The sequence below is a fragment of the Brevibacillus sp. HB1.2 genome, from assembly GCF_013332495.1.
In the GTDB taxonomy this organism is placed as follows: Bacteria; Bacillota; Bacilli; order Brevibacillales; family Brevibacillaceae; genus Brevibacillus; species Brevibacillus porteri.
This window is the reverse complement of record NZ_JABMIU010000010.1, coordinates 95,623-122,268: the sequence shown is the minus strand read 5'-3', so window position 1 is coordinate 122,268 and position 26,646 is coordinate 95,623. Positions and strand designations below refer to the sequence as shown.

At 42.6% G+C, this 26,646-nt stretch carries 18 protein-coding genes and 1 pseudogene; 13 read left to right on the top strand and 6 right to left on the bottom strand.

Features of this window, described 5'->3' with window-relative positions:
- Window positions 1-231: 231 nt before the first annotated feature.
- Together HPY28_RS21060 and HPY28_RS21055 are read left to right on the top strand one after the other, a co-directional pair.
- Window positions 232-1,404, top strand: coding sequence for a bis-aminopropyl spermidine synthase family protein (locus HPY28_RS21060; RefSeq protein WP_174231328.1), 1,173 nt, complete (start codon window positions 232-234; stop codon window positions 1,402-1,404).
- Between the two features lie 53 nt (window positions 1,405-1,457).
- Window positions 1,458-1,796: a DoxX family protein gene (locus HPY28_RS21055; RefSeq protein ID WP_017252007.1), complete on the top strand. Its 339-nt coding sequence runs from the start codon at window positions 1,458-1,460 to the stop codon at window positions 1,794-1,796.
- A 46-nt stretch (window positions 1,797-1,842) separates the two neighbouring features.
- On the opposite strand, the gene helD is transcribed toward HPY28_RS21055, so the two are convergent.
- From helD to HPY28_RS21040, 3 genes are all read right to left on the bottom strand, one after another.
- A complete protein-coding gene (helD, locus tag HPY28_RS21050) occupies window positions 1,843-4,203 on the bottom strand; it encodes an RNA polymerase recycling motor HelD (RefSeq protein ID WP_174231327.1) in 2,361 nt (786 codons plus the stop codon).
- Between the two features lie 253 nt (window positions 4,204-4,456).
- Window positions 4,457-5,080 (bottom strand): DUF6143 family protein, encoded by a 624-nt coding sequence (locus HPY28_RS21045; RefSeq protein WP_174231326.1) that lies wholly within the window; start codon window positions 5,078-5,080, stop codon window positions 4,457-4,459.
- 167 nt (window positions 5,081-5,247) lie between these two features.
- On the bottom strand, window positions 5,248-5,622 hold the full coding sequence (locus tag HPY28_RS21040) for a DUF423 domain-containing protein (RefSeq protein ID WP_012684886.1): 375 nt from the start codon (window positions 5,620-5,622) through the stop codon (window positions 5,248-5,250).
- Window positions 5,623-5,990: 368 nt separating this feature from the next.
- On the opposite strand from HPY28_RS21040, the gene HPY28_RS21035 reads away from it, so the two are divergent.
- The gene (locus HPY28_RS21035; RefSeq protein WP_069846451.1) at window positions 5,991-6,173 is read left to right on the top strand and encodes a hypothetical protein; all 183 of its coding nucleotides are present in this window, start codon (window positions 5,991-5,993) and stop codon (window positions 6,171-6,173) included.
- 320 nt (window positions 6,174-6,493) lie between these two features.
- Here HPY28_RS21035 and HPY28_RS21030 read toward each other — a convergent pair whose 3' ends face one another.
- Complete coding sequence (locus tag HPY28_RS21030) at window positions 6,494-7,135, bottom strand: hypothetical protein (protein WP_017252011.1); 642 nt, start codon at window positions 7,133-7,135, stop codon at window positions 6,494-6,496.
- 217 nt (window positions 7,136-7,352) lie between these two features.
- On the opposite strand from HPY28_RS21030, the pseudogene HPY28_RS21025 reads away from it, so the two are divergent.
- From HPY28_RS21025 to HPY28_RS20990, 8 genes and pseudogenes are all read left to right on the top strand, one after another.
- A pseudogene (locus tag HPY28_RS21025) lies at window positions 7,353-7,472 on the top strand (SpoVR family protein); the annotation flags it as partial.
- Between the two features lie 394 nt (window positions 7,473-7,866).
- On the top strand, window positions 7,867-8,061 hold the full coding sequence (locus HPY28_RS21020) for a hypothetical protein (protein WP_017252025.1): 195 nt from the start codon (window positions 7,867-7,869) through the stop codon (window positions 8,059-8,061).
- A gap of 102 nt (window positions 8,062-8,163) precedes the next feature.
- Window positions 8,164-10,404 carry a hypothetical protein gene (locus HPY28_RS21015; RefSeq protein WP_174231325.1) on the top strand — a complete coding sequence of 747 codons (2,241 nt, stop codon included), beginning with the start codon at window positions 8,164-8,166 and terminating at the stop codon, window positions 10,402-10,404.
- A gap of 253 nt (window positions 10,405-10,657) precedes the next feature.
- Window positions 10,658-11,824, top strand: coding sequence for a DNA cytosine methyltransferase (locus tag HPY28_RS21010; protein ID WP_017252023.1), 1,167 nt, complete (start codon window positions 10,658-10,660; stop codon window positions 11,822-11,824).
- 97 nt (window positions 11,825-11,921) lie between these two features.
- The gene (locus tag HPY28_RS21005) at window positions 11,922-13,676 is read left to right on the top strand and encodes an McrB family protein (protein WP_017252022.1); all 1,755 of its coding nucleotides are present in this window, start codon (window positions 11,922-11,924) and stop codon (window positions 13,674-13,676) included.
- Between the two features lie 12 nt (window positions 13,677-13,688).
- Entirely contained in the window at window positions 13,689-14,981 is a 1,293-nt protein-coding gene (locus HPY28_RS21000; protein ID WP_174231324.1) for an McrC family protein, read from the top strand.
- A gap of 220 nt (window positions 14,982-15,201) precedes the next feature.
- Window positions 15,202-20,181 carry a DUF4011 domain-containing protein gene (locus HPY28_RS20995; protein WP_174231323.1) on the top strand — a complete coding sequence of 1,660 codons (4,980 nt, stop codon included), beginning with the start codon at window positions 15,202-15,204 and terminating at the stop codon, window positions 20,179-20,181.
- 98 nt (window positions 20,182-20,279) lie between these two features.
- The gene (locus HPY28_RS20990; RefSeq protein WP_174231322.1) at window positions 20,280-21,701 is read left to right on the top strand and encodes a SpoVR family protein; all 1,422 of its coding nucleotides are present in this window, start codon (window positions 20,280-20,282) and stop codon (window positions 21,699-21,701) included.
- 65 nt (window positions 21,702-21,766) lie between these two features.
- On the opposite strand, the gene HPY28_RS20985 is transcribed toward HPY28_RS20990, so the two are convergent.
- A complete protein-coding gene (locus HPY28_RS20985) occupies window positions 21,767-22,534 on the bottom strand; it encodes an SDR family NAD(P)-dependent oxidoreductase (protein ID WP_017247298.1) in 768 nt (255 codons plus the stop codon).
- A 28-nt stretch (window positions 22,535-22,562) separates the two neighbouring features.
- On the bottom strand, window positions 22,563-23,264 hold the full coding sequence (locus HPY28_RS20980; protein ID WP_017247299.1) for an SDR family oxidoreductase: 702 nt from the start codon (window positions 23,262-23,264) through the stop codon (window positions 22,563-22,565).
- 200 nt (window positions 23,265-23,464) lie between these two features.
- Between HPY28_RS20980 and HPY28_RS20975 the strand changes: the two genes are divergently transcribed.
- Entirely contained in the window at window positions 23,465-24,397 is a 933-nt protein-coding gene (locus tag HPY28_RS20975; protein ID WP_017247300.1) for a 3-hydroxyacyl-CoA dehydrogenase family protein, read from the top strand.
- A 131-nt stretch (window positions 24,398-24,528) separates the two neighbouring features.
- Window positions 24,529-26,511: a methyl-accepting chemotaxis protein gene (locus HPY28_RS20970; RefSeq protein WP_174231321.1), complete on the top strand. Its 1,983-nt coding sequence runs from the start codon at window positions 24,529-24,531 to the stop codon at window positions 26,509-26,511.
- Window positions 26,512-26,646: the final 135 nt, after the last annotated feature.

Sequence of the window (26,646 nt, the reverse complement as noted above, 5' to 3'; positions counted from 1 at the left end):
GAGCTTATTTGCTATGGAATAGAGGAGGCCTTGATTGGTTAAGAACTTACGGTCATCCATCTACCCATTTGCTCGACTACGGGAACCGTGCTCTTACGCACGGTTTTTTTGCGTGACTATCCACGCGCACGTAGCGAACGTATGCCCTCAAGGCGGAGATGAACGAATGTTCATGCTCTGCCTTTTTGCATGCATCGATGGGTCCATCCCTTTTGAAAAGAGGTTCTCTACATGAAAAATTATATCGAAGACACCTATAAACAAGTGCGTTTACAAGAAGGTCAACGAGTGATCGAACAGTTTCTGCTTGCGTGTTATTTTCATCCGGGTTTGCCTACGAAAGAGCTGGCAAGAAAGCTACTCTTGCCTGTACCTGTGGCGACTGCCATTAAAAAAGAGCTGATCAAGGCAGGTGCCATACAGCAGGGGAGCGGGGTAAGATGCACCGCAGAAGGGGAAGCGTTCATTGAGCAAAAGCTAGGGTATGGTGGGTTGGATCGAGAGTTGTACGAGAAGCTGATGAAAGACGACGAAGCTTGGAAAAACGAGCTGGTTGACTTGCAAACGGAGATGGAGACGATTTTTGCTGGGCGTCCGCAAGTCGATGTACAGATTGATCAGTCCAAATGCACAGTCGAGACGAGCTTGCGCAGGGCAATCTTATGCTTGCGGCATCAGAGCTTGGTGGGCAAAAAAATATTATGCGTAGGGGATGATGATTTAGTCAGCATCTCGCTGGGGCTTTTGCTCAAGCGTTTGTTTCCAGGGAATCAACAACGACCAGAGCAAATTGATGTAGTCGATATCGATGAACGCTTTCTCCAGTACATTACGGATGTGTCCAAGCAAAAAGCATTGACCGTAGCCTGCCATCAGGCTGATTTGCGGCAGCCGCTGCCGAAGAAGCTACAGGGTGGGTACGATTGCTTTTTTACTGATCCACCTTACACGCTGCAAGGAATGGCTTTGTTTTTATCTCGCGGAATCAGTGGGCTGCAAAAGCAAAAAGGACTGTCCATCTTCCTGTCCTTTGCGCATAAATCGCCTGATTTCACGCTGAATATGCAACGGGAGTTCGTGCTGGCAGGCTTGACCGTACGAGAGGTGCTCAGTCATTTCAATGAATACGAAGCGGCGCAAATGATTGGCAATAAGGGGCAGATGATCGTGCTCACCACTACAGAGCAGACGGCTCCGACGATCAAGCATTCGTTTCTGGAGTCGCTATACACAGGCGAAGAGACTCCTTCCAAACGTGAGTATCAATGCAAGCGTTGCAAAAGGTCGATCCAGGTAGGGGCACAGGCAAAAATAGTGACGATTGAACAATTGAAAAAACGCGGCTGCCCTCGTTGCAAGCATCAGAGCTTTGAGCTGTTGTCCCGCCGGAGAGCACAAGACTGATTGTACGCAAGTGGGCATATGGTAGTGGTGGAGGGGAGGGAGAATAAGAGAAGATGGCTTACGAAAAAGCGTTTGTTTTATTACGGATCGGGACGGGAATCTTGTTTTTCATTCATGGCATAGCCAAGCTGCAAAAAGGGATGGCTGTTGTTGTGACGACGTTTGGTGATCTCGGCTTGCCGGGGTGGCTGGCGTATCTGGTTATGATCGTAGAACTGATCGGCGGTCTCGCGCTGATCATCGGAATCGGGGCGAGATATGCTGCCTGGGGATTAGCTGCGATCATGGCAGGGGCGATTGTGACGGTGAAATGGGCGAAAGGCTTTGTGGGCGGTTATGAGCTCAACTTGATCCTGTTGCTTGTCACGATTTGTGTGGGTCTAAAAAGGTGAAAAAGAGATCCGGCTGAACCAGTAAGCGGTCAGCTGGATCTCTTTTTTAAACAAACAGCTCGTAAAGCTCAAGAGAAACGTTCTCTAAAAATGGACTTTTTTCACCCGAATAGTAAAGATGCAGCTCGTGCATGGCTCGTGTGCATGCCGTGTAAAAAAGCTTGCGTTCGCTTTCTTCGCCATAGCATGCGGCGGAAGCATCATAAAGGATGACCGCATCGAACTCGACCCCTTTTGCCAAGTAAGCGGGAATAATCAAGATTCCTTTTTCGAAGGAAAGGGTGGCGGGCTTGATCAAGCGAATCGGCAATCTTTCTTGTAAAGCGTCATGAACGCCTTGGGCTTCCTCTAGCGTTTTTGTGATAACAGCGATCGTCTGATGACCATGATCGGCGAGCTCACGTATGCGCGTTTCGATTTGATCGGTATGAGCTTCAGGTGATGTCACTTTGGTTAGAGTTGGCAAGCGACCGTCGCGCATAAAAGGCTCAATCATATCTCCGTTTCGCAAAAGTTGTCGTGTAAACAAGACGATGGGATAGGTGGAGCGGTAACTTTTGGTCAGGACAAAGGTCTCCGTCTCTTCAGGCTCAAACAGGGATGTGACAGCCTCAAAGCTATTCTGGTGATACGCATGAGCGTAAATCGCCTGATTCCAGTCTCCCAGCACGGTCATTTTGGCACGGGGAAACAAGCTCTTGATGAGAGCGAACTGAAAGGCGGAGTAGTCCTGGGCTTCATCGAGAAATACATGACGGACGAGATTGTTCGTCTGCTTGCCCTCCAATCGTTCCTGCAAATACAAATAAGGAGGGATGTCTTCACATGCCAAATACTGTTGCTCTAAACGCTCTGCTGTCTGTTCGCACACGGCGGGCCAATTGTTCAATACATCGTGGTGGAGAGTATTTGGCGCAAGCGTCCCGAGCAAGTCAGGTGACAAGAACAGCTGACGGTAAATAGCGCGCGTATCAATAAATTGAAGTTCCCGGATAAAATCGCGCAGAGGCTGAAACTGCTTTTTGACGATCCAGTTGGCTAAGAGCTCCTGCTCGCGTTCGAAGTCATCGAACGTATCCTCCCGAAACTGCTTTTTGCGGCGCAGCGATTGATAGGCAGCTACGTAAGCGTCTCGGTCAAGTAGCTCCATTTCCTCTTCGACCCATGGTTTTGATCGTTCTCGCTGTTCCAGTTTTTTCAGCTCTGTCAGCAGTGATTTCGCAACGAGTACCATCCGATTGGGGATCGGCAGACTTGTACTGAGAGAATAAAACAGCTCATGGATGTGGGCAGCACTGATTAGTGTCTGGTTTCTAAATGTAACGGGGCGAAACATGATACCAGATTCCTTCAGGTTATTCGCGTATTCGTCCATGGCTTGCAAAAACAAGGCGCTTGATTTGAAACGGATTCCTTCCAGACGCGCCTCGTATCCAGACTGATCACTTGCTGTCAGTACATACTCCATCTGTTCAAGCGGGTTTTCCAGGCGTAAGTTGTCACCGAGACGATGCTCCGCATATTCCTGAAAAGTCGTTTGCTGCATATTTTCCTCGCCGAGCTCAGGAAGAACGGTCGAGACGTAGCTATTAAACAAGGAGTTGGGCGAAAACAAAACGATTTGCTCCGCGGTCAATGTCTTGCGATAACGGTATAACAAATAAGCGATTCGTTGCAAAGCCGCAGACGTTTTTCCGCTACCGGCAGCTCCGGAGACGATGACGAGTCGGCTGCGTTCGTTGCGGATGATGCGGTTTTGATCCCGTTGGATCGTGGCCACGATGCTTTTCATCTGCGAGTCAGCCTGTTTGCCGAGTACCTCCTGAAGCAGCTCGTCGCCAATCGTCACGCCCGTATCGAACAGGTGCAACAATTTGCCGTCGCGAATGATGTATTGTCTTTTACACGCAATCTCTCCATTTACGATTCCACTTGGGGTATTGTACTCTGCTGGCCCCGGCGAATAGTCGTAATACAGACTGGAGATAGGTGCGCGCCAGTCGTAGACGAGAAACTCCTCGTCGTTTTTATCCAGCAAGGAAGCAATGCCGAGATAGATGGCTTCTGGCTTCGATTCTAGCTCTTCTTGAAAATCAATCCTGCCAAAATAGGGAGAGTGCAACAATCGCTGTAGCGTACGCAACTGATTTTGGGCATGGCGATGGATGCGTTCACGTTCGGACAGGACTTCCGCTTGCTGCTTGATACTGGCGTAAGTCTCGACAGCTTCGATGGCATCTTCGAAGTTGACTGTCACATCGTCCCAAAAATGCTTGCGAATTCCGATGATATCCTCGCTCACGACATTCACATGCTCTTTGAGGTCATCTATTCGGTTCTTTATCTCTGAGATGACTCGTTCAACACGTTGTTGTTCGTTTTGCCGATCTTGATCAGTCACGCTCATGGTACCGCTCCTTTTTCGTTCCCCATTTTTGATCTGATGGTTTGACAATCGAAAGTGAATGTGGTACTATTATATTGGAGATAAAATAGATGCATATTAACAATTGACCAACAGACCAATTCTCATTGTATCACGTGAAAATTGGCTTTTCAACATGGTGTAGGAAAAATACGAATTGAAATGACAGGGAACTCCTTTGGGGGTTCCCTTTTTTGTTGTGGCTAGACTTGTCCGTCAAGCGTTCCAGTGAGAGCTACCCATATACGGGTTGTTCCCACCAGTCTATGGAAAGGTAAAAGGCTGTCTTCTCACCAGTGTTTGGAACGCGAACGATGAGCGCCATTCCTGGTCCGAGAATCCACTGTCCGCCAGGGGTCGCCTCAACGGTGGAGGACGCCGGAATGATTCGCGTGGCGGTCTGAATGTGATCAGAAAAGGTATCCGTCATACCGGCGCCATGCAAAACTTGCCCTTGAGCGGCGGGACAAGCGGGGAGTTGAATATAACCAGAAGTCACTTGACGTGAGTGAGTTGCACCAGTGAGGGAGGAGCCTTTGCCAAACAAAAAATGTGCTTCTATCGGGTGCGGGGATGGATTGGTGACCATCCAGTGATGGACAAACAAATGAACACCGGAGCGTAAGGGATTCGACAAGGCAGCGATCCCGATAGCCCCATCGCTCACGATCATTTTTTCCGATTGCCCCATGAAGTATTTGCATTGATCCGCCATCGACATCGCATACGGAATGTGAACACTCCGACTCAGCTGTTCCGTAGCAGAAGGAGTGGGAAACGGATAATACCCCATCTGCATGTAGACATCTGGTATTCCACCATAAAAGTACGAGGGGCGGGTATAGGAGGGCTTCGTCATGATTTCCTCTCCTTGTGAGTGGGGTAACTGCTAACCCTACAGCATATGGCAATCGTCCATGGAGGGTGTCAGGAGCTGGCGTTATTGGCAGGCAAAGTTCCGCTGAAGTCATGGCGGATAGAAAAAAGGCTGGGAATGAAAATCCCAACCTTTTGCAAGATTTTTGTCTACGATACGGTTTTCCAAGCATGAATGGCAAGCAGCGCCCATCCAGCGAGGAACAAAACTCCGCCAATCGGCGTAATCGCACCGAGAACCTTAATTCCGGTCATCGCCAGCGTGTAGAGACTGCCGGAGAAGATCAACGTACCAGCTGTAAAGCACCAGCCCGCCCAAACGAGGCCAGAAGAATCCGGGTACCACTTGAGCAACAGGGCAACCAGCACCAGAGCCAGTGCATGTGTCGTCTGATAGGTCACGCCCGTATGGAAAATGCCCAGCGAATACTCGTCCAGTTTTTCCTTCAGTGCATGTGCTCCGAATGCTCCTAACGCAACCGAAAGAAATCCACTGATACTGCCAAGCATCAAAAACAGCTTCATGAGTGCGTCACTCCTTTTTTCGCATAACCTGTACACTTGTCTGTTCTCTATTTTAACTTAAAAATCCAAGTTCAAAAAGTCGACTTTTCAGCACCGAGAAAGTGGCGAGAACCTGAAGAAGAAGGAGCGGAGTGTAGGCATCCTACATGAGTACCGGACTTTGAAGGTGAACGTCACTTTCGATGTCGAATAAGCATGCAGAATTACTTCGTGATCAAAAGTTGATTTTTTGAACAACCGCTAAAGCCCAATTGTAATTTGGTGAACATGCCTTGGACTACCGTACAGACCGCTTGTCAACCTCTAACATAAAGTAAAGTATCGCAGTGGCAACGCTTACAGGCTGCTGCGACGGGAGGTGACGTAATATGAACAAATGGATTTCCAACGTAGGTGGTCTCCTCGGTGGCTACGCATTGCTGAAAGCACCGGTAGCTGGTTCCTTCCTTAATGGATTGGACCCGCTAATAGATGGAGTTGGTCTCACCGCTGTGGTCGTATTCGCAGGAGCTCTTATTTATTCTGGTGTACGCGACTGGTTCAAGGGTTAAGAAGTAAGATAGAAAACAAATCAAGGGTGTCTCCAATCGGGGATGCCTTTTTTTCTGGATGAATAACAGAGCAAATTTACAGAAATAGCCTTAGTCCGAACTACTACCGGACTAAGGCTGTTTAGATGCATCTTATTTGTGCTTTACTTGATTACTCTTTTTATTCGAGATTAAATCCATTATAACGATCAAGGCCACTATAAAAATAGACTGCAATAGAGGTTTTACATAGCTGGATTGATCGTAAATAAAGTAAGCTACTATTAAGTTGAGTATGAAAGTAATTAAGTACCCAAAAGTTTTAATTATCTCACCTCATCTCAGAACCAAGGGTCTATTATAGTAGATTCTCTTACATCTACTTCAAGATTACCACCAGTATAATTTGAATTTTTGGTAACTCTTATTTCTTTTTTGATTTCATAGTCTCCAATGAAGTTTCCGTTCATATCAAATTTACCAGCCGATAATTCTCTGTAGAAGTATTTAATAGCAAAATATAAGTTTTCTGTGTCACTACTAACGAAATAATAGACACCGAATCCACCAACAGCAGCTACACCAACTCTACGAGGATCTGGTAATCCACCAGCTTTTGCCCACTCGACCACGGCTGCTCCCAACGCTGTTTTTACTGCTGCTTTGAATTTCTTGGAAGTGTTAATGTCATGCGTTTTCATGTGTACGTAGGGAGTTGGATAAGAAGCAGCAGCTTTAAGACTGGTTTTAAACTCTGAGACAAGCAAATTATTGACTTTAGATATGGATTCAGGTGATGTTTCGACTAACTTTAAATTACCATCTACAATTTTAAAGTCAATATTGTTTTTCTGTAAGATACTGATAACTCTTTCATTGGCTATAGGTGATACTTTTTCATTGACTTCTGCCGCAGAAGCAAGAGGAACACTGAAAACTACCATTAAACAAATGGCAAGAAATAGAGTATACAACCGTTTCATTATAGGACCTCCACTCATAATGTGTTTACAATTTTGATTATATATGGAAAAATTAGTAAATGAAAGAGGTCTCTGAAAATATTTTTGGCAATGATAGGGGGATAGTTGATTATTTTGTTTGAATTAAAAGCAATATCTATTCTAAATGTTGGCGTCTTTTAACCCGGTGCCCATATGCATAAAGTAGACCGACCGCAAAAGGGGGAGGCGAAACAATTTGACCAACGACAAGCGAAAAGAACTGGAGCGATCCATTGACGAAATTACCGAGATCGCCAAAGGGTTCAATCTCGATTTTTACCCGATGCGATACGAGATATGCCCGTCTGACATCATCTAAACATAATGGGGCTGTCCCAAAAGCCGTGAAAACGGCTGAGGAAAGCCCTTTTTTCGTGGAGATTATAAAGACTTTTCTCGTGCCCTAGCTGCAGTATCATATGACTTTTTGGCAAGACAGTAATGGTAATGACCATCTCCAGACTTCGCTTGTGACCAATGTCTGTCCCCTTTTTTCAAACCTTTCAGCTAGTTTTGCATACGTTTCCTTGCTTTTACTCATGATTAGTACCTCCCTTACAGTTTCACAAGCTGATGTACTCATGGCACCATTATTACCAAGTTAATGTACAATAAACTGAGCTCTGATTTGTCGAAAAAGCACGCATTGTCTAATTTTTTGTGAAAGGGTAAAATTATATTGTGAGTTTCATATTAGGAGGGATCATCAAATGAGAGATCGTAATATAGACGGAAGGTACAGGCAAAAAAGAGGAGATACTCATGTCGGTACCATTGAAGAAAAATATGGTTTGGATTTTGGTGTACGAAGAGACATGCATCTTGAGACCCTCCGCAAACGAGAGGGAGGAAAATCCCTCACACAAATCATAAAAGAGTACAGCGACAATGATGATGAACAATAGGCTTGTTGAAAATAACTTACTTCATGAGAAGTGAAAGGGCATCTAGGAATAAGAAATCCGAGATGCCCTTTCATTATATTATTACCCGGACGGAGGGAATACATGGCGAGGAGAATTAAACAAACGGGAAAATTGTTACATGTACCTAATAAAGCGATTCGATCGTTGTTGTTTTCAAAAGTGGAGAGTACAGCATTAGTAAGACGTTATCTTCAGGTGACGAAAGGAACCGCTGTAAAGAGCATAGGGGACGCTCTGATGAGATCCACTAAAGAAACGCTAATCAAAATCGTAAACGCTTGTCCCGAAATCGATCAGAAAGCTATCGAGGATTGTTTTGAAGACAACCGCTATAGTGCTCGTCCTAGTTTTCAGCTATACATGTTAATCCCAATCGATCCGAAGCTTATGCATAAGGATTTTATGAAAAATTGGGGAAAGAACAAAGGCCTGGCCGCGTTAAATCAAATACTTATTGATGAAGTTCATTCGAAGGGAAAATGGAAGAACATCGAGATTATAGACCAAAGCGAAGTTGATCCTTCTACCCTTGAATTTTCGTTTTCATATCATGAACGATATGAGTACATCGAGCCTGAAACGGAAGATAGTAAACATGTTTATGAGTTGAAGTACGGGTTCTTTTGGATGAACATTGATGAGCGGTTTGTGAGCATTAGTGTGCCAACTGATAGTATCTCCACAGTGTTAGCACTTGCCATCCAACAGGTATTTAAAATTTATACAACATCGGTCAATATTTCAGATAACGTCATGAAACGTATGTTTAAGGTTGATGATTTGAAAAGCTCATCGCTTTATCATCCCAAACCACCCGAAGGTATGCCACAACGCTTTACCGTGGCAGATCCGCATATGGGTTCGATAATGGAGAAAATGAAGGGATACGAGGAATACGGCTCTGCACGTTCCACCTATCAGGAAGAAGTCGAGGAAGATACGTTTTCTTCGCTTGGAATCAACTTAAATAAAGGGAAAATTTATCTGACTCGACAACTAAAAGCTTCGACTCTTCGTCGCTGGGGACTTCAACGGATTAAACAGTTGACGGGTTATATGAAGGGTATCTATGAAAAGGGAACGTTAGATGAGCAATTTGAAGTCCTTGGATTGAACGACGACGAAACGTTAAAAGATTTTACTCATACAAATGAAGAGAGAGCTGTCATTCTGTCCATATTAAAAACAATCATGAGATGTAAGCAAAATGAGGAACGAAGCATGTCAGTGATTGAGTATAACGTGGAGAACCTGTATAAAGTCTTACGAAAACATACCACTGCCATATTTAAACCATTTTGTGGAGAATGCCAGCATTATAATGAAATCGTATGTCCATCCTGTGGGAAAGCGGAAGTGGTTACCATTCAAAAAAAGGGCGAATTAGAGGGAAGTTGCGGATACTGCCATGAATCTGTTGCTCTCTCCCTTTTGACTTGTACGGAAGGTCACAGAGTGAAAGTAACTTCCTATTACGATGGAATGCAGATGATTCCGCAGATGAACCTAAATGAATTGTTGAACCAATTAGCAGAAAAGTATTTTAGGATACGTCTCCAACTAGGAGAAAAAACTAACTTCTATCTGATTGGCAACACGGTGTATGTTACTAAAACAACTACTTCGAGCAAAGTAATGTACCATATTTCCGATATTCGGAGTCTCAAGCCTGTGTGGGATCGAACACTGACTGATGAGAAGAAAGCAGAAGTGACAGAAATCCTGCAACTTTTGAAAGAGAAATGTAGCAACCACAGTGTGGAAGGCTGTCGCAAATGCCAAAGCGAAAAGAGCTTACTTTGCATCATGAAGCCGTTTGCGACGTTTACGGACCATAAGCTTCATCCTCATCATGGACAAGAATTCGGTGACGTTAGTTTTACGATGGAACTCGAGAATTTGGGAATTTCCGATGCGGTTTTTGTGGGAATGGCAAAGAGCTACGAAGAAGGGACGATAACCCAAAGTCATCGTTTGGGAAGAGAAATGATTCAACAATTTATCGCGAAATGCATTGATGATCGGGTTCATGTTTTGGGGCTTATTATCGCTGCGGATGTTGATCAAGGATTGATTGCTATGTGCAGACACCTAGCAGAAAAACACAACAAGAAAGTGATGATGTGGTGCTTTGATGAGCTAGTTCTTGCTGTGGATTTTGCTCTAGAAAAACTAGGATTGAATCCTGTTGATGTAAAGAAAGCTATCGTATCAGATACCCATAAAAGAACTACGGGTAAGGGAACTGGGAAAGCAAAGGGCAATAAAACAGCCAGTACGAAGGCAAGAAGTAAACCTATAAGAAAGAAAGCTGCAAATTAATAAACCCCAGGCACACAAGAAATTCTTTTCGTGTGCTTGGGTTTTTCTATGAATAGTTTGATTTAGTGGAAAGAGCAAAGTTAGGCGTTATTGAAAAAAGAGAGCCATATTTCGCTCAAGAGAACGTTTTTTAAAGATGTGTATTGTGTAAATTGTGGATGACACGCTCTGTTCGCTATAAAAATGTCGCTTTAGAAGTTATAATAAGTGGTATGACACTTGAAGGCTTCATCGAAATAGGAGGTTAAGTAGTTTGGAACCTTTTGATAAAAAACCCACAGTATTAAGTATGTTTTGTGGCTGTGGAGGACTAGACTTGGGATTCCACGAGAGTGGGTATGACGTAGTGTGGGCAAACGATATTAATGAAGATGCTTGTCTTACGTATGAACACAATCTTGGACAAGTTGTTAGAGGAAATATTGAAGACTTAGAGATCCCTGTTATAAAGGATCTGGACATTCTTTTATCGGGTTTCCCTTGCCAATCATTTTCAAATGCTGGTAATCGTAAAGGAATCTACGAAAAAAGGGGAAACTTATATAAGTTTACTTTGAAATACATCGAAGTCCTTCGTCCAAAAGTAGTAATGATGGAAAATGTGCGAGGTTTACTATCCACGAAAACGGAAACTGGATATTTACTTCCAGAGATCTTCCAAAGCCTAACCAAAATGAACTATGAGGTGCATTTCAAACTGGTAAATGCTGCTCATTTTGGGGTACCACAAAATAGATTAAGGGTAATTATTGTTGCGTTAAAAAAAGACGCGGCATTAGGTAAGTTTTATTTTCCAGAACCTATTACTGGACTAGACTTGTCTATTCAAAATACCATCTTTGATATCCCGGCAGATACACCAAATCAAGATGAAATGCTGAAATTAAATCCCCAAGCACTATATTTAGGGGACTTTGTTCCAGAGGGAGGTTCATGGAAGGATATCCCGACAGAAGTGCTACCTGATCGATTGAAGAAAATTAGAGATAATATGGAAAAGTACAGATGGCCCAACTTCTATCGAAGATTCCACAGAGATGAGATTGCTGGAACGATTACAGCTGCATTTAAGCCCGAAAATGCTGGTGTATGGCACCCTGTTGAAAAAAGAGTGTTTACAACAAGAGAAATTGCCAGAATACAGTCTTTTCCCGATGACTTTGAATTTAAAGGACGCACCATTAAAGCAAATTATGAAATGATCGGGAATGCAGTGCCACCGAAACTTTCCTATGCTTTTGCTAGAGAACTTAGAAAAGTTTTAGTTGGTGAAGACATCCCAAAAAGAGGGGAAGTCAGACTGTTTTCTCAGATAGGCTTCGGGTCAGTTCCAATTCGTGTTAACGATCCTGAAGTTATTTATGATTACTATGAACCTATTCAAGAACAGTTGAGTTTTATTAAAGCACTCGGACAATAATTATTAAGTGGGGGTCTTTATAAGATCCCCTCTTGTTTTATGATCTACTGTCCAGACTTTGAAACGAATGCTGATAAATACTTTTGGAGTTGAGAAAATGTACTTTTCGTCAAGTGTGTTTATAGATAATTTCGAAAGATTGAGATTAACTGTTAACGATGGGAAGAAAGGGATAGAGCAAACTACAGGCTTAGCCACCTTTTTAGCTGTAGATATGGCACAGAAAGAAACTGGACAAGAAATTTTAAATTTACACCCAGAAAACAGACAGCATCGTGAACGGGTGACAAGCAATTTTGTAAACGTCCTTTGTGTAGGTAGAAGAGATGGGATTGAACTCCAAGTAAACAATTTGGGGATGATCGAATTTGAACAGAGGAAACTGGATAAAAAGTTTAGCTCGAACGTTTTAACTACACCAGTAAAAAGAGCATCCGAAACTGTTGGAACAAGGAATTACCCGAGTCGACCGGCACCTTTGCTTACATTGGGACTTGAACTTGTATCAGGTAATAAGTGGGGTGTGAAGAAGTTAGACAATTGGACAGAGACTTTTATGACTTTTTTCAACGATAGATTATGCGGCCAAGATACTTTTCCGTTAATTGTGTATCTTTTACGGGATCATTCTTTTGGTTCTATTCCTGATCCTTCCAAGGCTTTAATCGATGCTTTACAACTCAAGTTTACGAGTGAATTAAGTGACTATCTGGTGACCCACGCAAGGATACCTGATAATTGGGATACTGGAAGCTTTTTTTCAGAAATACCCATTTCAATAGAAGAACTTGAAGACATTGCAGCAGAGAGTGAGGAGCCTGAAATGGTTACAGGTAATCTTCAGGAGGGAGAAATAGATAACAGTTTACCTAAAAACTTAATTTTATTTGGACCTCCTGGAACAGGAAAGACATTTCGTACTGCAGAGTTAGCACTGCGGATGTGTGGGAATTGGTTAGCGGAATTTGGCTCAGCTGAAAAAAGATCCGAGGTCATGCAAACCTTTAAGCAGCTTCAAGACTTAGGGATGATCGAATTTGTTACCTTCCATCAATCAATCGCTTATGAGGAGTTTGTTGAGGGCATTAATGCCAAAGTTGAAGATGGAGCTGTACATTACATAATCAAAGACGGCATATTTAAAGAGATTTGTAGTAGGGCTGAACAGTCAGGAAAGAATCATATCCTAATTATTGATGAAATTAACAGGGCTAATATCTCAAAAGTATTTGGTGAGTTGATTACGCTAATCGAGGAAGATAAAAGGGCGGGCGAGTTAAATGAGATCAGAGTTCGCTTACCTTATTCTCAACAACTATTTTCTGTTCCCAGCAATTTATACATAATTGGAACGATGAATACAGTTGATCGCTCAATCGCACTTATGGACGTGGCACTAAGAAGAAGGTTTGAGTTTGAGGAAATCATGCCACAGACTGATTTACTTGGAGTAATAAAGGTAGACGATGAGGAAATCAACCTGTCGCAACTAGTAGAAACAATAAACAAAAGAATAACTATTTTGCTCGATAGAAATCATACATTGGGGCAAGCCATTTTTATGCGGGTATCTAGTTTAGAGGGGTTAATATCGGTTATGAAATACAAATTGTTGCCATTGTTACAGGAATATTTTTATGGTCAGTGGGATAAAATTGGTGTTGTTTTGGGTGATAACTTGAAAGAAGACAAGGATCTTAAGTTGATAGTGGAAGATAAAGAGTATGACACAGAAAAACTATTGGGAAAATCACATTACATGGATCAGTATGATCCGATTTATACAGTAAACCCTAAATTTGGTACAGATGAAAAACACGATATTAAAATAATCAAGAGTATTTACGAATAGTGGGATGGTTCCATGATACCAGTCATTAGTGTAAAGGAATATGAAGCGATACTAATAGGTAATCGGTTCTCGCTTGAAAAAAAGATGATAACTAGGTCACAAGCCTCTTTGCTAGAGAAATTGGAACGAGAACAGGGCAAGTCCATTTTTAAATGGGGTAATAATCAGATCATCCCCCAACAATGGATAGGAGTAGCAAGTGTCGCAAATCTACAAGTGGAAATTTTACCGAAGTTGTCCGTGGATGATTTTCAAAATATCAGAAGAAATCTCCTTTACATGTTGACAGTCGCAAGAGAAGTTCCTTTTAGGGTTCAAGACCTTGGAAGATATGATACTCAAAAACACACGTTTTTGGAATGCTTTATTAAAGTTTTTATAGACAAATTGACCTTTGCCATTAAAGCTGGTGTGATCCATCAATACAACCGGGTCGAAGAAAATGTTCCCTTTCTCAAGGGGAAACTAATAGTGCCCGAGCATTTACGAAAGAATTTTTATAACCGAAGTAAGTTTTATGTTGGCTATGACGAATATTCCATACAGAATATACCAAATAGGATATTGAAAGCAACTATAGGTAAGCTCACCAACATTTCGAAACTTTCAACTAATAAGAAAGAACTTCAGTTACTCAATGCCTTATTCTCGGAGGTAGATGAAAGGGAGTTTAGCATTAGTGATTTCAATTTGTTAAGCTTGCCAAGGACCGTACATCAGTCTTATAAGGAAATATTTGGAATGTGTAAGGTATTTTGGGAAGATGAATCACCAAATTTAAGTAGTGGTTCTTCACAAAGTTTTAGCCTGCTTTTTGATATGAATGTTATCTATGAGAAATTTATCCAAAACCTTTTAGTGCAGTATAAAGACAAAGTAATGGACGAAAAAAGCAATGTTTTGACAAAACGTGATGGGACATCAAGGTTTTTGCTTAAAAATCTACAAAATCGCGGGGCATTTAGGTTAATGCCAGATAATTGTATTTATAACCAAGATGAAGGAAAAATAGTAAAAATAATTGATACTAAATGGAAAGTCCTAGACAATAGAAAATTGAACTTTGGAGTTAGTCAGCAAGATATGTATCAAATGTATGCATATGCAAGAGAGTTTGAGTGTAGTAAGATTGTTTTACTATATCCAAACAGTCAAATACTACCTATGGAACTACCGAAATATTATAACGAAACTTTTCATGACAGGAAAATTGAGATATCAGTAAAGACTGTTAATCTTAATTACAGGCTTCCGGAAGAGATTGATCGTTTGATTATGGAATTAAAGGAAATTGTACAAATTTAGTGGGTTAATTATAATTCATTTCTTAGACAGTTAACTGTTGAAAATTAGTACTAAGCTGCTTTACTCCTTCACTTGATGAAGGAGTTTATTTTTTTGCGGGCAATTTACTTTTTTGCACTAAAATACTACCATCGAATTATTAGTATAAATTACTCATATTTTATATCGAGGGTGCAGTAAAAACATACAGGAAATCATGCATGAAAGGGATTGGGTAAAATTGGCGATCAAATACGAACAAATTCTTGAATCAAAATTGAATAAATGGAAATCAAACCTTATTGATCTTTCCAAACGAAATCGCTTACTTAACTTTGCTGAAAACAGTTCTTCAGTCCTGCGTTTTAAGATGGAAATGGAGGATTTGTTCAGTGGATTACTTGAAGATTACCAATATAAAGTAAACAGCATTGTTGATATGCAAGCGTATGTTTTGAAAGAGAAAAGACGGAAGAAACGTAGTAAAGACATTACGGTTAGTGAAGCAGACCAACAAGTTAAATTATGGGGAGAGATTGCAGATAAGGATGAAGATGAAATTGAAAATGCATATGGAAAATTAGAAAAACAGCTCAATAGTATTCGTTTGAAAGCTAAAACCTTCAGTGATGAAAAAGGGATCAACACGCTTTTCATTGGCTTTGGTTTTTTAAAGTGGAAAGAATCAGATGACAGCAATATTTATATTAAATCGCCAATTGTACTGCTCCCCGTAATCTTAAAAAGAGAGAATGTAAATGAACCGTATTGTATCGAAAAATATTCTGATGAGGTAACAATTAATCCTACCTTACTTCAAAAACTAAAAGTTGATTTTGGATTAAATTTTTCCTTTAACCAAGAAGAAGGCGACCTCACATTAGCGGATATCATTACTCAATTTGAATCCCAAATCAGAAATCAAAAGGATTGGGAAGTAGTAAAGGACTCTTATCTAGGATTGTTCTCATTTAGTAAACTCGTAATGTTCAAAGATTTTGAGCAGTATGCTGATTTGTTAAAGAAACACGAGCTAGTTCAAAAATTGGCAGGCGTTTCTGATCAAACGACTTATTCTGAAAGGGATTCCTATGAAGATATTCGAGAACACGACAGAAAAACTCGGTCAGCTGAATCCTTTCAAATTTTAGATGCAGATTCAAGTCAGCAAGAAGCTATATTGGCAGTTCAAAAAGGAAAAAGTTTTATAATCAGTGGTCCACCTGGAACCGGTAAGAGTCAAACTATCACGAATATTATTGCTGAATCTCTTGCGAAAGGAAAACAAGTGCTATTCGTCAGCGAGAAAAAGGCAGCCCTAAATGTGGTTAAAAAACGTTTGGATGATCAATTCCTCGGTGACTTTTGTCTTGAGTTACATAGCAATAATGTCAGCAAAAGGTATGTATTAGAGGAGTTAAATCGAACTTCTGGGTTACTTTATTCGCCGAATCGATCCCCAGTAAATTTTGATTCTTTTGATCGAATGAAGGCAAGATTGAATGAGTATGTGGATGCTTTACACACAAAAATTGAACCCTTGCAATTAACTCCACAGTATGTCCATGGCCTTTTAGCGAAGATGCATGATGTTGATGAATTAGCCTATACCATTGAAGACATACAATCCGTCAATCGTTCACGATTAGAGGATATTAATGAACTCTTGCAAAAAATGGAGACTTATTCTGATGTGATAAAAAACCATGAACAACATGTATGGAGAGGGGCTTTACCGACACGTTTCTCGCTTGAATTGCAAGGCAACATCTCCGCCAATTTTCGTAAGTTAGCTAATGGACTCGAAAGCGTGGAAGATAAAATTAGGAACATGCCTTCTTTTATCTGGGCGTATTGGGGCACGACTCCAGAAACAGTAGAGCGAATTCAAAATCTAAGTAACTCGTTGAATCAAATTCCCAAAATTCCTAGGTATTGGCTTAGTGATGATAAATCGTATGATACTAGCAAAGAAGTTTATGATCAAATGAAGGAAACGTTTCTACGATTTGCAGGGAAACAAAATCAGTTGTTCGAGTTTTATAACGAAAATGTGATTTCCTTAGATCTTGATCAAATTGAGTATACATTATCAAGAAAGTTCCAGCATGAATTGCATGGACTAATAAAGAATCCAGATACGTTTCTTGATGACATTGTAGCTTGTAAACAAGAACTTCTGAATGCCGTCCAAAAGACAGAGAAAGAACTAGCGATTTTGTTAAGTACGCAAGCTTTTTCAAATGAAATATTTGGAGTACAGTTTCCGAATGTATCTATAAACAATATTCAAGCATTTTTGACCATTGGGAAGTACATTTTAATAAATCCAACCCCAACCCCTGTATGGTTTGAACGAGCTAAACATCAGCAACTAATTGAGGAAGTCAGAGAGACGAAAAGCAAGTTTGAAGAGTACACAAGTGAGCGTATGGCATTTGAACAAAGGTATGATCTTGATTTACTGAACGAGATAGATGTGAAAGATGTTTTTCAAAGATTTATGAACGAATATGCGGGTTTCTTTCGTATCTTTAAGAGAAGATTTTGGGATGACAAGAAAAAGCTGAAATTATTTCAGAAAGAGAAAACAAACCTATCATACGAAGAGCTTAGTAAGGACCTCAGGCAGGCAGTAAAATTGGTGGAAAAGAAAGCCTGGATAACTGAAGCGGATCCTGAATTGAAGAGGCGTTTTGGTAAGACTTATCAAGGTGAACGAACCGATTGGGAACAACTGTGTCAGAATATGATCAATGTATATGAACTTTGTTCTTTCTTGGAAGCTGCCGAGCTTCCGAAATCAGGTATTGAAAAACTAATGCTTGACTTGAATAGTTATCAGTTGGAACGAGTGAAAACAAAGTTCCACGAAATAACGGAGGCACTCTCTCGGTTTAATAACCAGATGGGAATATTATTCGACCAGGTACACATCGCAAATGTATTGGAACAAAAAGACGAAGATCTTTTATTTGTTGAAGGTAATTTGCAAAGAATCCATGAAATATCTGAAGAATTACAGACAGGTGTAAACGAATTAACCCAGTTCTCAAATAAAAATAGGTGGAAAAACAGCAAAGAATTTATAGCAGATATCCATGAAATAAAAGAGTACATGGAAATGAAGCAAAACATTGAAAATGTGATGAATGATTATCAGTATCTCTATGGTCCACTGTTTCATAGATATGAAACCGATTGGAATGAAGTATTTTCGGCAATTCAATGGACTCAAAAGTTATTGGATATTTGGGATGGCAAGGTTCCTGAATCAATGATTGAGTTAATCTTTGATGAATCTCGCATCCAATATGCTCAATTCATGCAGCATGTTAGAGAAATAGCGATAGCTTGGAATAACACGGTAAGAGAGAGGGACTTCTTTTTTACGGTTTTCCCAAGGGATGCCAAATTATTTGGACAAAATACTTTCCAGCAAGCGGATTTACGTAACATCATTCAACATCTGGATGTTTGGGTTGAGGAATCCTACAAATTAGAAGAATGGAATGCTTTTCAAAATGTATTGCAGGAATCTTCCGAATATGGAATTGCGGAATTTGTTTATGAAATCATGAATCCAGATGACCATCAAGGGAATACCCGTGACTTATTCCTTAAACGGTTTTATAAACTATGGTTAGATTATGCGTATTCTCTGCTCCCAAGTCTATCCCTGTTTTATTTTGATCAGCATCAACGACTTCTGGATGAATTTAAGAATACGGATCAAGCTCAAATAAAGCAAAATGGAGCACGGCTTCATCATATTTTGATGAATAATAAAGAAATGTTTCTTAATTCATTTACAGGTATACAACATACTGAAGCTTCTATTCTAAGTAGAGAAGTTCAAAAGCAAAAACGACATAAAGCTATTCGTCGATTATTTTCTGAGATACCTAATCTGCTTACAGCATTAAAGCCTTGTATGATGATGAGTCCCATGTCTGTTAGCCAATTCATCGATCCGAATATCATCAAGTTTGATGTAGTTATTTTTGATGAAGCATCCCAAATATGTTCAGAGGATGCCATCGGTTCTATCATGAGAGGCAAACAAATCATTATTGCCGGTGACAATAAACAGTTACCACCAACACGCTTTTTTGGGACTACAGCGGAAGAAGACGAGGAGTTTATTGATGAAGAGGATTCAACAAATGAAATTTATGAGAGTGTCCTTGACGAAGCAGCTGTATTTATGCCAACCGTACCACTAAAATGGCACTACAGGAGTAAACATGAGTCACTCATCGCTTTTTCGAACCGTGAAATCTATAACAATGATCTTTACACGTTCCCAAGTTCAAGTTCAGCCGATAACGATGGGGTGTCACTTGTTTACGTTTCAGAGGGAGTTTATGATCGTGGAGGAAGTAAGAAAAACCGGATTGAAGCAATGGCAGTAGCGAAGCTGATCTTTGAGCATTTCCTTAATTCACGCCGAAGCTTGGGAGTAATTGCATTCAGTGAAGCACAGCAAGAAGCGATACGTGATTATGTAGATGAGATACGAAAGAAACGACCAGAGTTCGAGAAATTTTTTACTGAGGATACTGCTGAACCATTTTTCATTAAAAATCTCGAGAATGTACAAGGAGACGAACGGGATACGATTATTTTTAGCGTAGGATACGGAAAAGATGGGAACGGGAAATTGCATTATAACTTTGGGCCACTTAACAAACCCGGTGGTGAACGTCGTTTAAATGTAGCTATTACTCGTGCAAAATACGAAGTCAAAATCGTTTCTAGCATACTCCATACGGATTTAGATGATGAAAAGCTGAACAAACTAGGCCCTCAACTTCTAAAAAGTTATTTGTATTATGCCAGCACCAGAGGAAAATTTAATCCGAATAGTAGTACCAATTCAGATGTTGGGTTTGATTCCCCATTAGAAGAAGATGTTTATGATGCATTAACGGCTCGAGGACTCATCTTACACAAACAGGTGGGATGTTCCTCATATCGAATTGATCTTGCGGTTGTAGACCCTAATCATCCAGGGAGGTATTTACTCGGTATTGAGTGCGATGGAGCTACTTATCATTCTTCCAAAACGGCACGAGATCGGGATAGGCTGAGACAACAAGTTCTTGAGTCGCTCGGATGGAAAATACACCGCATTTGGTCACAAGATTGGTTTAAACGGAAGAGACATGAAATTGAAAAAATCGTAAGTTTGGTAAACGAAATCAATTGTAAAAATTAGTACAGAACGTAATTGATTTTAATAAGTAGGATGTTTCTTTTAGCTGTTTCCCCCATATACATAAAGTAGACCGACTGCAAAAGGGGGAGGCGAAACGATTGACCAACGACGAGCGAAAAGAACTGGAGCGATCCATTGACGAAATTACCGAGATCGCCAAAGGGTTCAATCTCGATTTTTACCCGATGCGATACGAGATATGCCCGTCTGACATCATCTATACATTTGGCGCGTATGGAATGCCGACACGATTTTCGCATTGGAGTTTTGGAAAGTCCTTCTACCGGATGAAATTGCAATATGACCTGAATCTGAGCAAAATCTACGAGCTCGTCATCAACTCCAATCCTTGTTACGCGTTTCTTTTGGACGGCAATTCCTTGATCCAAAACAAGCTCATTGTGGCTCACGTGCTTGCTCACTGCGACTTTTTCAAAAACAATGTGCGCTTCTCCAATACCAATCGGGATATGGTCGAAAGCATGGCGGCCAGTGGAGAGCGGATTCGTCAGTATGAGATCGAGTACGGTAAGGATGCTGTCGAGAATTTGCTCGATGCGAGCTTGGCGATTCAGGAGCATATCGATCCGAGCTTGCTGCGCCCGAAGCTGCGTTGGAAACGAGATCCAGAGGAGTCGAACAAAAAGACGAGGAACGAACGGCAATCTCCTTATGACGATCTCTGGGGATTGGACCGCAAAGCAAAAGAGGAAGCCGAGCCAGTAAAAGCACCACGCAAATTCCCGCCAGAACCGGAAAAAGACCTATTGCTATTCATTATGGAATACAGCAATATCCTAGACGATTGGCAACGGGATGTGCTTACGATCATTCGAGATGAGATGCTGTATTTCTGGCCGCAGATGGAAACGAAGATCATGAACGAAGGCTGGGCCACCTACTGGCATATGCGCATCCTGCGGGAAATGGAGCTGACGGAAGCGGAGACGATCGAGTTTGCCAAGCTGCATTCCTCCGTCATTCAGCCTTCGACGACGAGTATTAATCCGTATCATTTGGGTCTGAAAATTTTGGAGGACATTGAAAAACGCTGGGATAATCCGACGAAGGAAGAGCAGGAGCGCTTCGGACGCAAGCCAGGAGAGGGACGCGCGAAAATTTTCGAGGTGCGTGAGCTGGAGTCCGACATCAGCTTCATTCGCAACTTCCTGACCAAGGACCTCGTCAGTGATCTGGATTTGTATATGTTCGGCAAGCAGGGCAACGATTGGGTTGTCGCGGAAAAACAGTGGGAGCAGGTACGCGATGGTCTTGCGGGCACACGGGTTAATGGGGGATTCCCTTATGTACTCGTGCACGATGGGGATTACTTACGCTCCGGCGAGCTGTACTTGAAGCATCATTTCGAGGGGCTGGAGCTGGATGTCAAATACGTAGAAAAAACATTGCCTTACATCTATACCATGTGGGGAAAATCCGTCCACCTGGAATCGATGGTGGAGGATCGACAAGTGTTGTTTACGTACGACGGCAAGAAAGTGCACCGTCGCTTTTTATAGGGGGAAAAAAGGCCGCATGCCCGGTGGAAGCTGACCGAGCGTGCGGCTTTTTCTACGTGTCCGAACTAGGACAACTGATCCGTAATTCCGATATGACTGCTGATCCCGCCGTCCATGGTGATGCTCGCTCCGTTGATGTACCCGCTATGCGGTCCGACGAGATGATAAATCATCTGGGCGATTTCCAACGGCTGAGCTACGCGTTTCACCGGGCTTTTGACGATGACTCGATTCATGTAATCCGAAATATCCTCCGGACGTACGCCCATCGCGGTATCCACATATCCCGGACAGATGGCATTGCAAGTAATCCCATGCTCTCCCCATTCCGCCGCAATTGTTTTTGTATAGCCGATCATGCCGTGTTTGGAAGCGACGTAGGTGGATGAATGTGCAGAGCCTAGCAAGCCCTGAATAGAAGCGATGTTTACGATCCGCCCGAAGTTCCTTTCTTTCATCTTGGGCAACAGGTTTCTGCAAAACAGGAATACACTCTTCAGGTTGGTATTCATGATCCAATCCCATTCTTCATCGGAGACTTCGTCCACCCGGTGGAATGGACCGCCCACTCCTGCATTGTTGACCAAGATGGTGATATCTCCGAAATGCGATTCCACAAGCTGGATGGCTTCTTCAACCTGCGCTCGTTGACCGACATCACAGCGAATGGGCAAGGCTTGACCGCCTGCCTGATTGATTTCTTCGGCGACTAACTGTGCCTTTTCTTCTTGCACATCAAGAACAGCGACATGGACCCCATGCTGAGCCAAAAGCTTTGCTGCTGCGGCCCCAATCCCATTGCCTGCTCCTGTGATTATTGCTACTTGTTGCATTTGTAAACTCTCCTTATTAATCTGTCATCTAGAGAATGCCTTTAGGAGGAAGGATTTTGACTTCATCGATTCGAACGTGTAGGGGACGGGAGGCGATATCTAACACGGTATCTGCCACATCTTTTGGTACGAGCATCGCACTCGGATCAAAAAAATGCCGGTCCTCCGTCATGTTTGTATGAACGGCGCCGGGAAAAATGGTAGAGACCCTCACATTGTCGTTTTTCCATTCTTCATTGCAAATTTGAGAAAAGCCTTGGACGGCAAATTTCGAAGCACCATAAACGCCGTTTTCCGCAATGGGAATATATCCGGAGACACTCGCGATATTGATGATTCGTCCTCCGTGAGCTTTCATTACCTTGTATCCTTCACGGCTGCAAAGAAAGAGTCCGGTTACATTGGTGCGGAAAACATTCTCCCATTCTTCTAAGCTTGTTTGTTCAACAGGCTTAAACACGCCGACTCCTGCATTGTTGACGAGGACATCTAGACGTCCGTATAACCTTTGTACTTGCGCAAATAGGGCAAGGACACTTTGCTCGTCAGTCACGTCCAGCTGTATATTCGTCACACTTCCAGGTTCAGCGTGTGCGATCTCGTTCGGATGAGGCGCGGATCGAGAGGTTGCCCAAACAATCGCTCCTTCTTTTGCCAGAACATTTGCCATTTCAAGACCCAATCCTCGACTGGCTCCTGTGATGACCACAATTTTATTCAGTAGTTTCATGTGTACCTCCATATACGAAACATCCATCCAATAATTGGATGCTTATATGTTGTTTAATGGTACAGAAATTTGACTTCCCCAGCAAGCGCCATAGGGATGAATTTCGGTAAAAGTAGTAGTAATTTGCTGAGCAGGAACTAGGTATTTGATCGTGGAAAGCTTTGTTAGTAAACCTATTTCACCCCTGGGAGGCTCGTTCTATGGAAAAGCATGCGGCTGTTATCGGATCAGGTGTTATGGGACATGGAATCGCGCAGCTATACGCATTGGCTGGATTTCGTGTTTCTCTTTACGATTTGCAGGAAGCGTTTTTGATGAAAGCAAGATCTAGCATTGAGCACAGCCTTTCTCTTCTGGTTGCAGAGGGAGTGATTGCAGACCAGTCTAGAGTAACGGCGCTCGAGCATATCGTCCTGACCACGGATTTGCGAGCGGCAGTATCTGATGCAGAAATCATCACAGAAGCGGTACCAGAAGTCATCGAGCTAAAGTGGGAGCTGTTTGAAAAGCTGGAGCAATACGCGAGGCCAGACGCGATTATTGCTTCCAATACGTCTACGTTTTCCATTGCACGATTGATCGAAAAAGCAACGACGCCACAACGCTTTATCATTACACATTTTTTCAATCCAGCTCAATTGGTTCCGTTGGTCGAGGTAGTCAGGCACGAGAGCACGGCGCAGGAAGTGGTTCACAAGACGATGCAGCTGATGGAAGAGATCGGGAAGTCCCCAGTTTTGCTGAAAAAGGATGTACCGGGCTTTATCGCCAATCGGCTGCAAACAGCTTTGATGAGAGAAGCTTTTCACTTGCTTGCAGAGGGTGTGGCAGATGCAGCCCAGATCGATACGGTGATGAAGGATGGAATTGGCTATCGTTGGGCTTTTGTCGGGCCTATTGAGACGGCGGATTTTGGTGGACTCGATACGTGGAAGCGTGTGATGGATAACCTAGCGCCAGAGCTGGATGCTTCGACAAAAGCACCCGCCATTATTGAAGAAAGAGTAGCAGAAGGCAATCTCGGTACCAAGACCGGAGCAGGTATATACTCATATATGGATACGTCTGTCTCACAAAAGCTTCGTGTACGTGACGAACAGTTCATCCGCTTGGGGAAAATGAAGCGCGGTTGAAGTGACTTACAGAAAAATACTTTATTCGTAAAAAATTCACTACATACTCATTCATTCCTAGCCGATATTAGATTGGGGTTATATCATGGAAAAAATTTCCCCAATACAACCTAGAAAGTAGTTGAGAATGAGTGAGAGTTCGCTTAATAAATTGGAGTAGAAGCTTTAAAACGAGGTTAATCGCATCCTTCCTGTTAATTCTGCTTGTTCCTACTATTGTCGTTGGAACACTGGCTTCCAATCAGGCGAAGCAGGAGATGGAAAAGGAGATCTTGAACAGCGCCAAAGAAAATGTCGGGCTGGTCAATTCGATTGTGACGAGTACGTTTAAACCCAAGCTGGATACTATTGAGTTTTTAGCAAAAACCATTAACAAAAGCATGTATCCAACCAAAGACAGTGCAGCGCTCGTTATGCCGCATCTGGATATTTACAGTGGAATGCTTCCGGACACGAATGGCGTAGGTTTGGGCACAGTGGACGGACAGTATTATCAATCCCCGAAGGTAACAGTTAAGGCTGGCTTTGATCCGCGAACGAGAGAATGGTACAAAAAAGCGATGGAAAATAAGGGGAAGGCTGTCATTACCGAGCCGTATGTTTCAGCAGCATCAGGCAAAGTCATCGTGACCATTTCTAAAACGACGGATGATGGATCAGGTGTAGTCGGCATTGTGATGGGCGTCGAGCAGATCAAAGGTCTGGCGGACATGGTCAGTATCGGAAGTGACGGGTACGTCATGATTTTGGACAGCAACAAGAAGTTCGTTGTTCATCCTGAAAAAGAGTCTGGTACTGTGGCTGAAGAGAGCTATTTTGAAAAAATGTATGAAGGTGCATCAGGTGACTTCCGTTACGACGAGCAAGGTAACGAACAAGAAGTGCACTACACGACGAATGAGTTGACTGGCTGGAAAATCGCTGGAAAGCTGGATCGTTCGGAGATACAAAACTCTGTACAGCCTATCTTTACCTTTACGTACGCGACAATCGCGATTTGCTTGATTGTAGGAGGGCTGATCGTAACCGTTGTTCTGCGTTCGCTTATCCGATCGATTCAAGCGGTCAAGGTACATGCAGTCAAAGTGAGTGAGGGCATACTGACGGAGCCTATCCAGGTTCGATCCAATGACGAGATTGGGGAGCTGGGCCGCGCGTTCAATACGATGCAAGACAACCTGCGCACGCTTATTTCAAATGTAGAGACAAGAGCAGAACAAGTGGCCGCTTCGTCTGAGCAATTAACCGCGAGTGCGCAGCAGACGAGCATCGCCACTGAGCATGTTGCCACAGCCGTGCAAGAAGTTGCTGGCAGCGTAGAGAAGCAAACGAATGGAATTGACCAAAACGTCCACTCTCTCCAAAATATATCAGACGGCGTAGCGCAAATTGTAGAGAGTGTGCATGGATTGACGGATATCGCTGAGCAAACAACTATTCACGCTGGTGAAGGCGGCGAATCGGTTCAGAAGGTGATGGGCCAGATGAACTCGATTCACGCATCTGTGGAACAGCTCAATCACATGGTCCATTCCCTTTCTGAACGCTCCAGAGACATTGTTGCCTTCTCCGAAGTGATCAGTGGAATTTCGCAGCAAACAAACCTGCTTGCACTGAATGCAGCGATCGAAGCGGCGCGGGCTGGCGAGTATGGCAAGGGGTTTGCGGTTGTAGCAACAGAGGTAAGATTGTTGGCAGAGCAATCGCAGGAATCGGCCAAGCAAATTTCCGACCTTATCGTAGAAATTCAACGCGATACGCAAGAATCCGTTGAGACTATGGAGAAAGTCAGACGCGATGTTTCGGAAGGCTTGCGGATTTCCAAAGGTACGATTGATAAATTCGAGGAAATTTTGACAAGCACGAAACAAACAAATCCTCGTATCGAGGAGGTCTCGTCGATCGCTCAACAAATCGTGGCAACTGTTGCGGAAGTGAAGGTAACAGCGAACGAGTTGGCGATGATTGCAAAAGGCAATGCTGAGACCGCAGAGGAAGTAGCCGCTTCTACAGAAGAGCAGCTCGCATCGATGCAAGAGGTATCAGCCTCTGCCCAATCTCTGTCATCGTTGGCAGAAGAGCTAAATGCGATGATTAATAAATTTCGCTACTAAATAGTCAATCAATATCGACCGTCCTGTCTATCATACATAAGCAGGGCGGTTTTTCTATGGCCTCGGGGCGGTATACTCCCCGCTTTTTTTATATCTATTACAGTTCTATATATTTTTTACTTCATTAAGTTTCCT

Bases quoted from the DNA above. Each gene is read 5' to 3' on its own strand.
- HPY28_RS21060 (WP_174231328.1), top strand. From the start codon at position 232: ATGAAAAATTATATCGAAGACACCTATAAACAAGTGCGTTTACAAGAA.
- HPY28_RS21055 (WP_017252007.1), top strand. From the start codon at position 1,458: ATGGCTTACGAAAAAGCGTTTGTTTTATTACGGATCGGGACGGGAATC.
- helD (WP_174231327.1), bottom strand. From the start codon at position 4,203: ATGAGCGTGACTGATCAAGATCGGCAAAACGAACAACAACGTGTTGAA.
- HPY28_RS21045 (WP_174231326.1), bottom strand. From the start codon at position 5,080: ATGACGAAGCCCTCCTATACCCGCCCCTCGTACTTTTATGGTGGAATA.
- HPY28_RS21040 (WP_012684886.1), bottom strand. From the start codon at position 5,622: ATGAAGCTGTTTTTGATGCTTGGCAGTATCAGTGGATTTCTTTCGGTT.
- HPY28_RS21035 (WP_069846451.1), top strand. From the start codon at position 5,991: ATGAACAAATGGATTTCCAACGTAGGTGGTCTCCTCGGTGGCTACGCA.
- HPY28_RS21030 (WP_017252011.1), bottom strand. From the start codon at position 7,135: ATGAAACGGTTGTATACTCTATTTCTTGCCATTTGTTTAATGGTAGTT.
- HPY28_RS21020 (WP_017252025.1), top strand. From the start codon at position 7,867: ATGAGAGATCGTAATATAGACGGAAGGTACAGGCAAAAAAGAGGAGAT.
- HPY28_RS21015 (WP_174231325.1), top strand. From the start codon at position 8,164: ATGGCGAGGAGAATTAAACAAACGGGAAAATTGTTACATGTACCTAAT.
- HPY28_RS21005 (WP_017252022.1), top strand. From the start codon at position 11,922: ATGTACTTTTCGTCAAGTGTGTTTATAGATAATTTCGAAAGATTGAGA.
- HPY28_RS21000 (WP_174231324.1), top strand. From the start codon at position 13,689: ATGATACCAGTCATTAGTGTAAAGGAATATGAAGCGATACTAATAGGT.
- HPY28_RS20985 (WP_017247298.1), bottom strand. From the start codon at position 22,534: ATGCAACAAGTAGCAATAATCACAGGAGCAGGCAATGGGATTGGGGCC.
- HPY28_RS20980 (WP_017247299.1), bottom strand. From the start codon at position 23,264: ATGAAACTACTGAATAAAATTGTGGTCATCACAGGAGCCAGTCGAGGA.
- HPY28_RS20975 (WP_017247300.1), top strand. From the start codon at position 23,465: ATGGAAAAGCATGCGGCTGTTATCGGATCAGGTGTTATGGGACATGGA.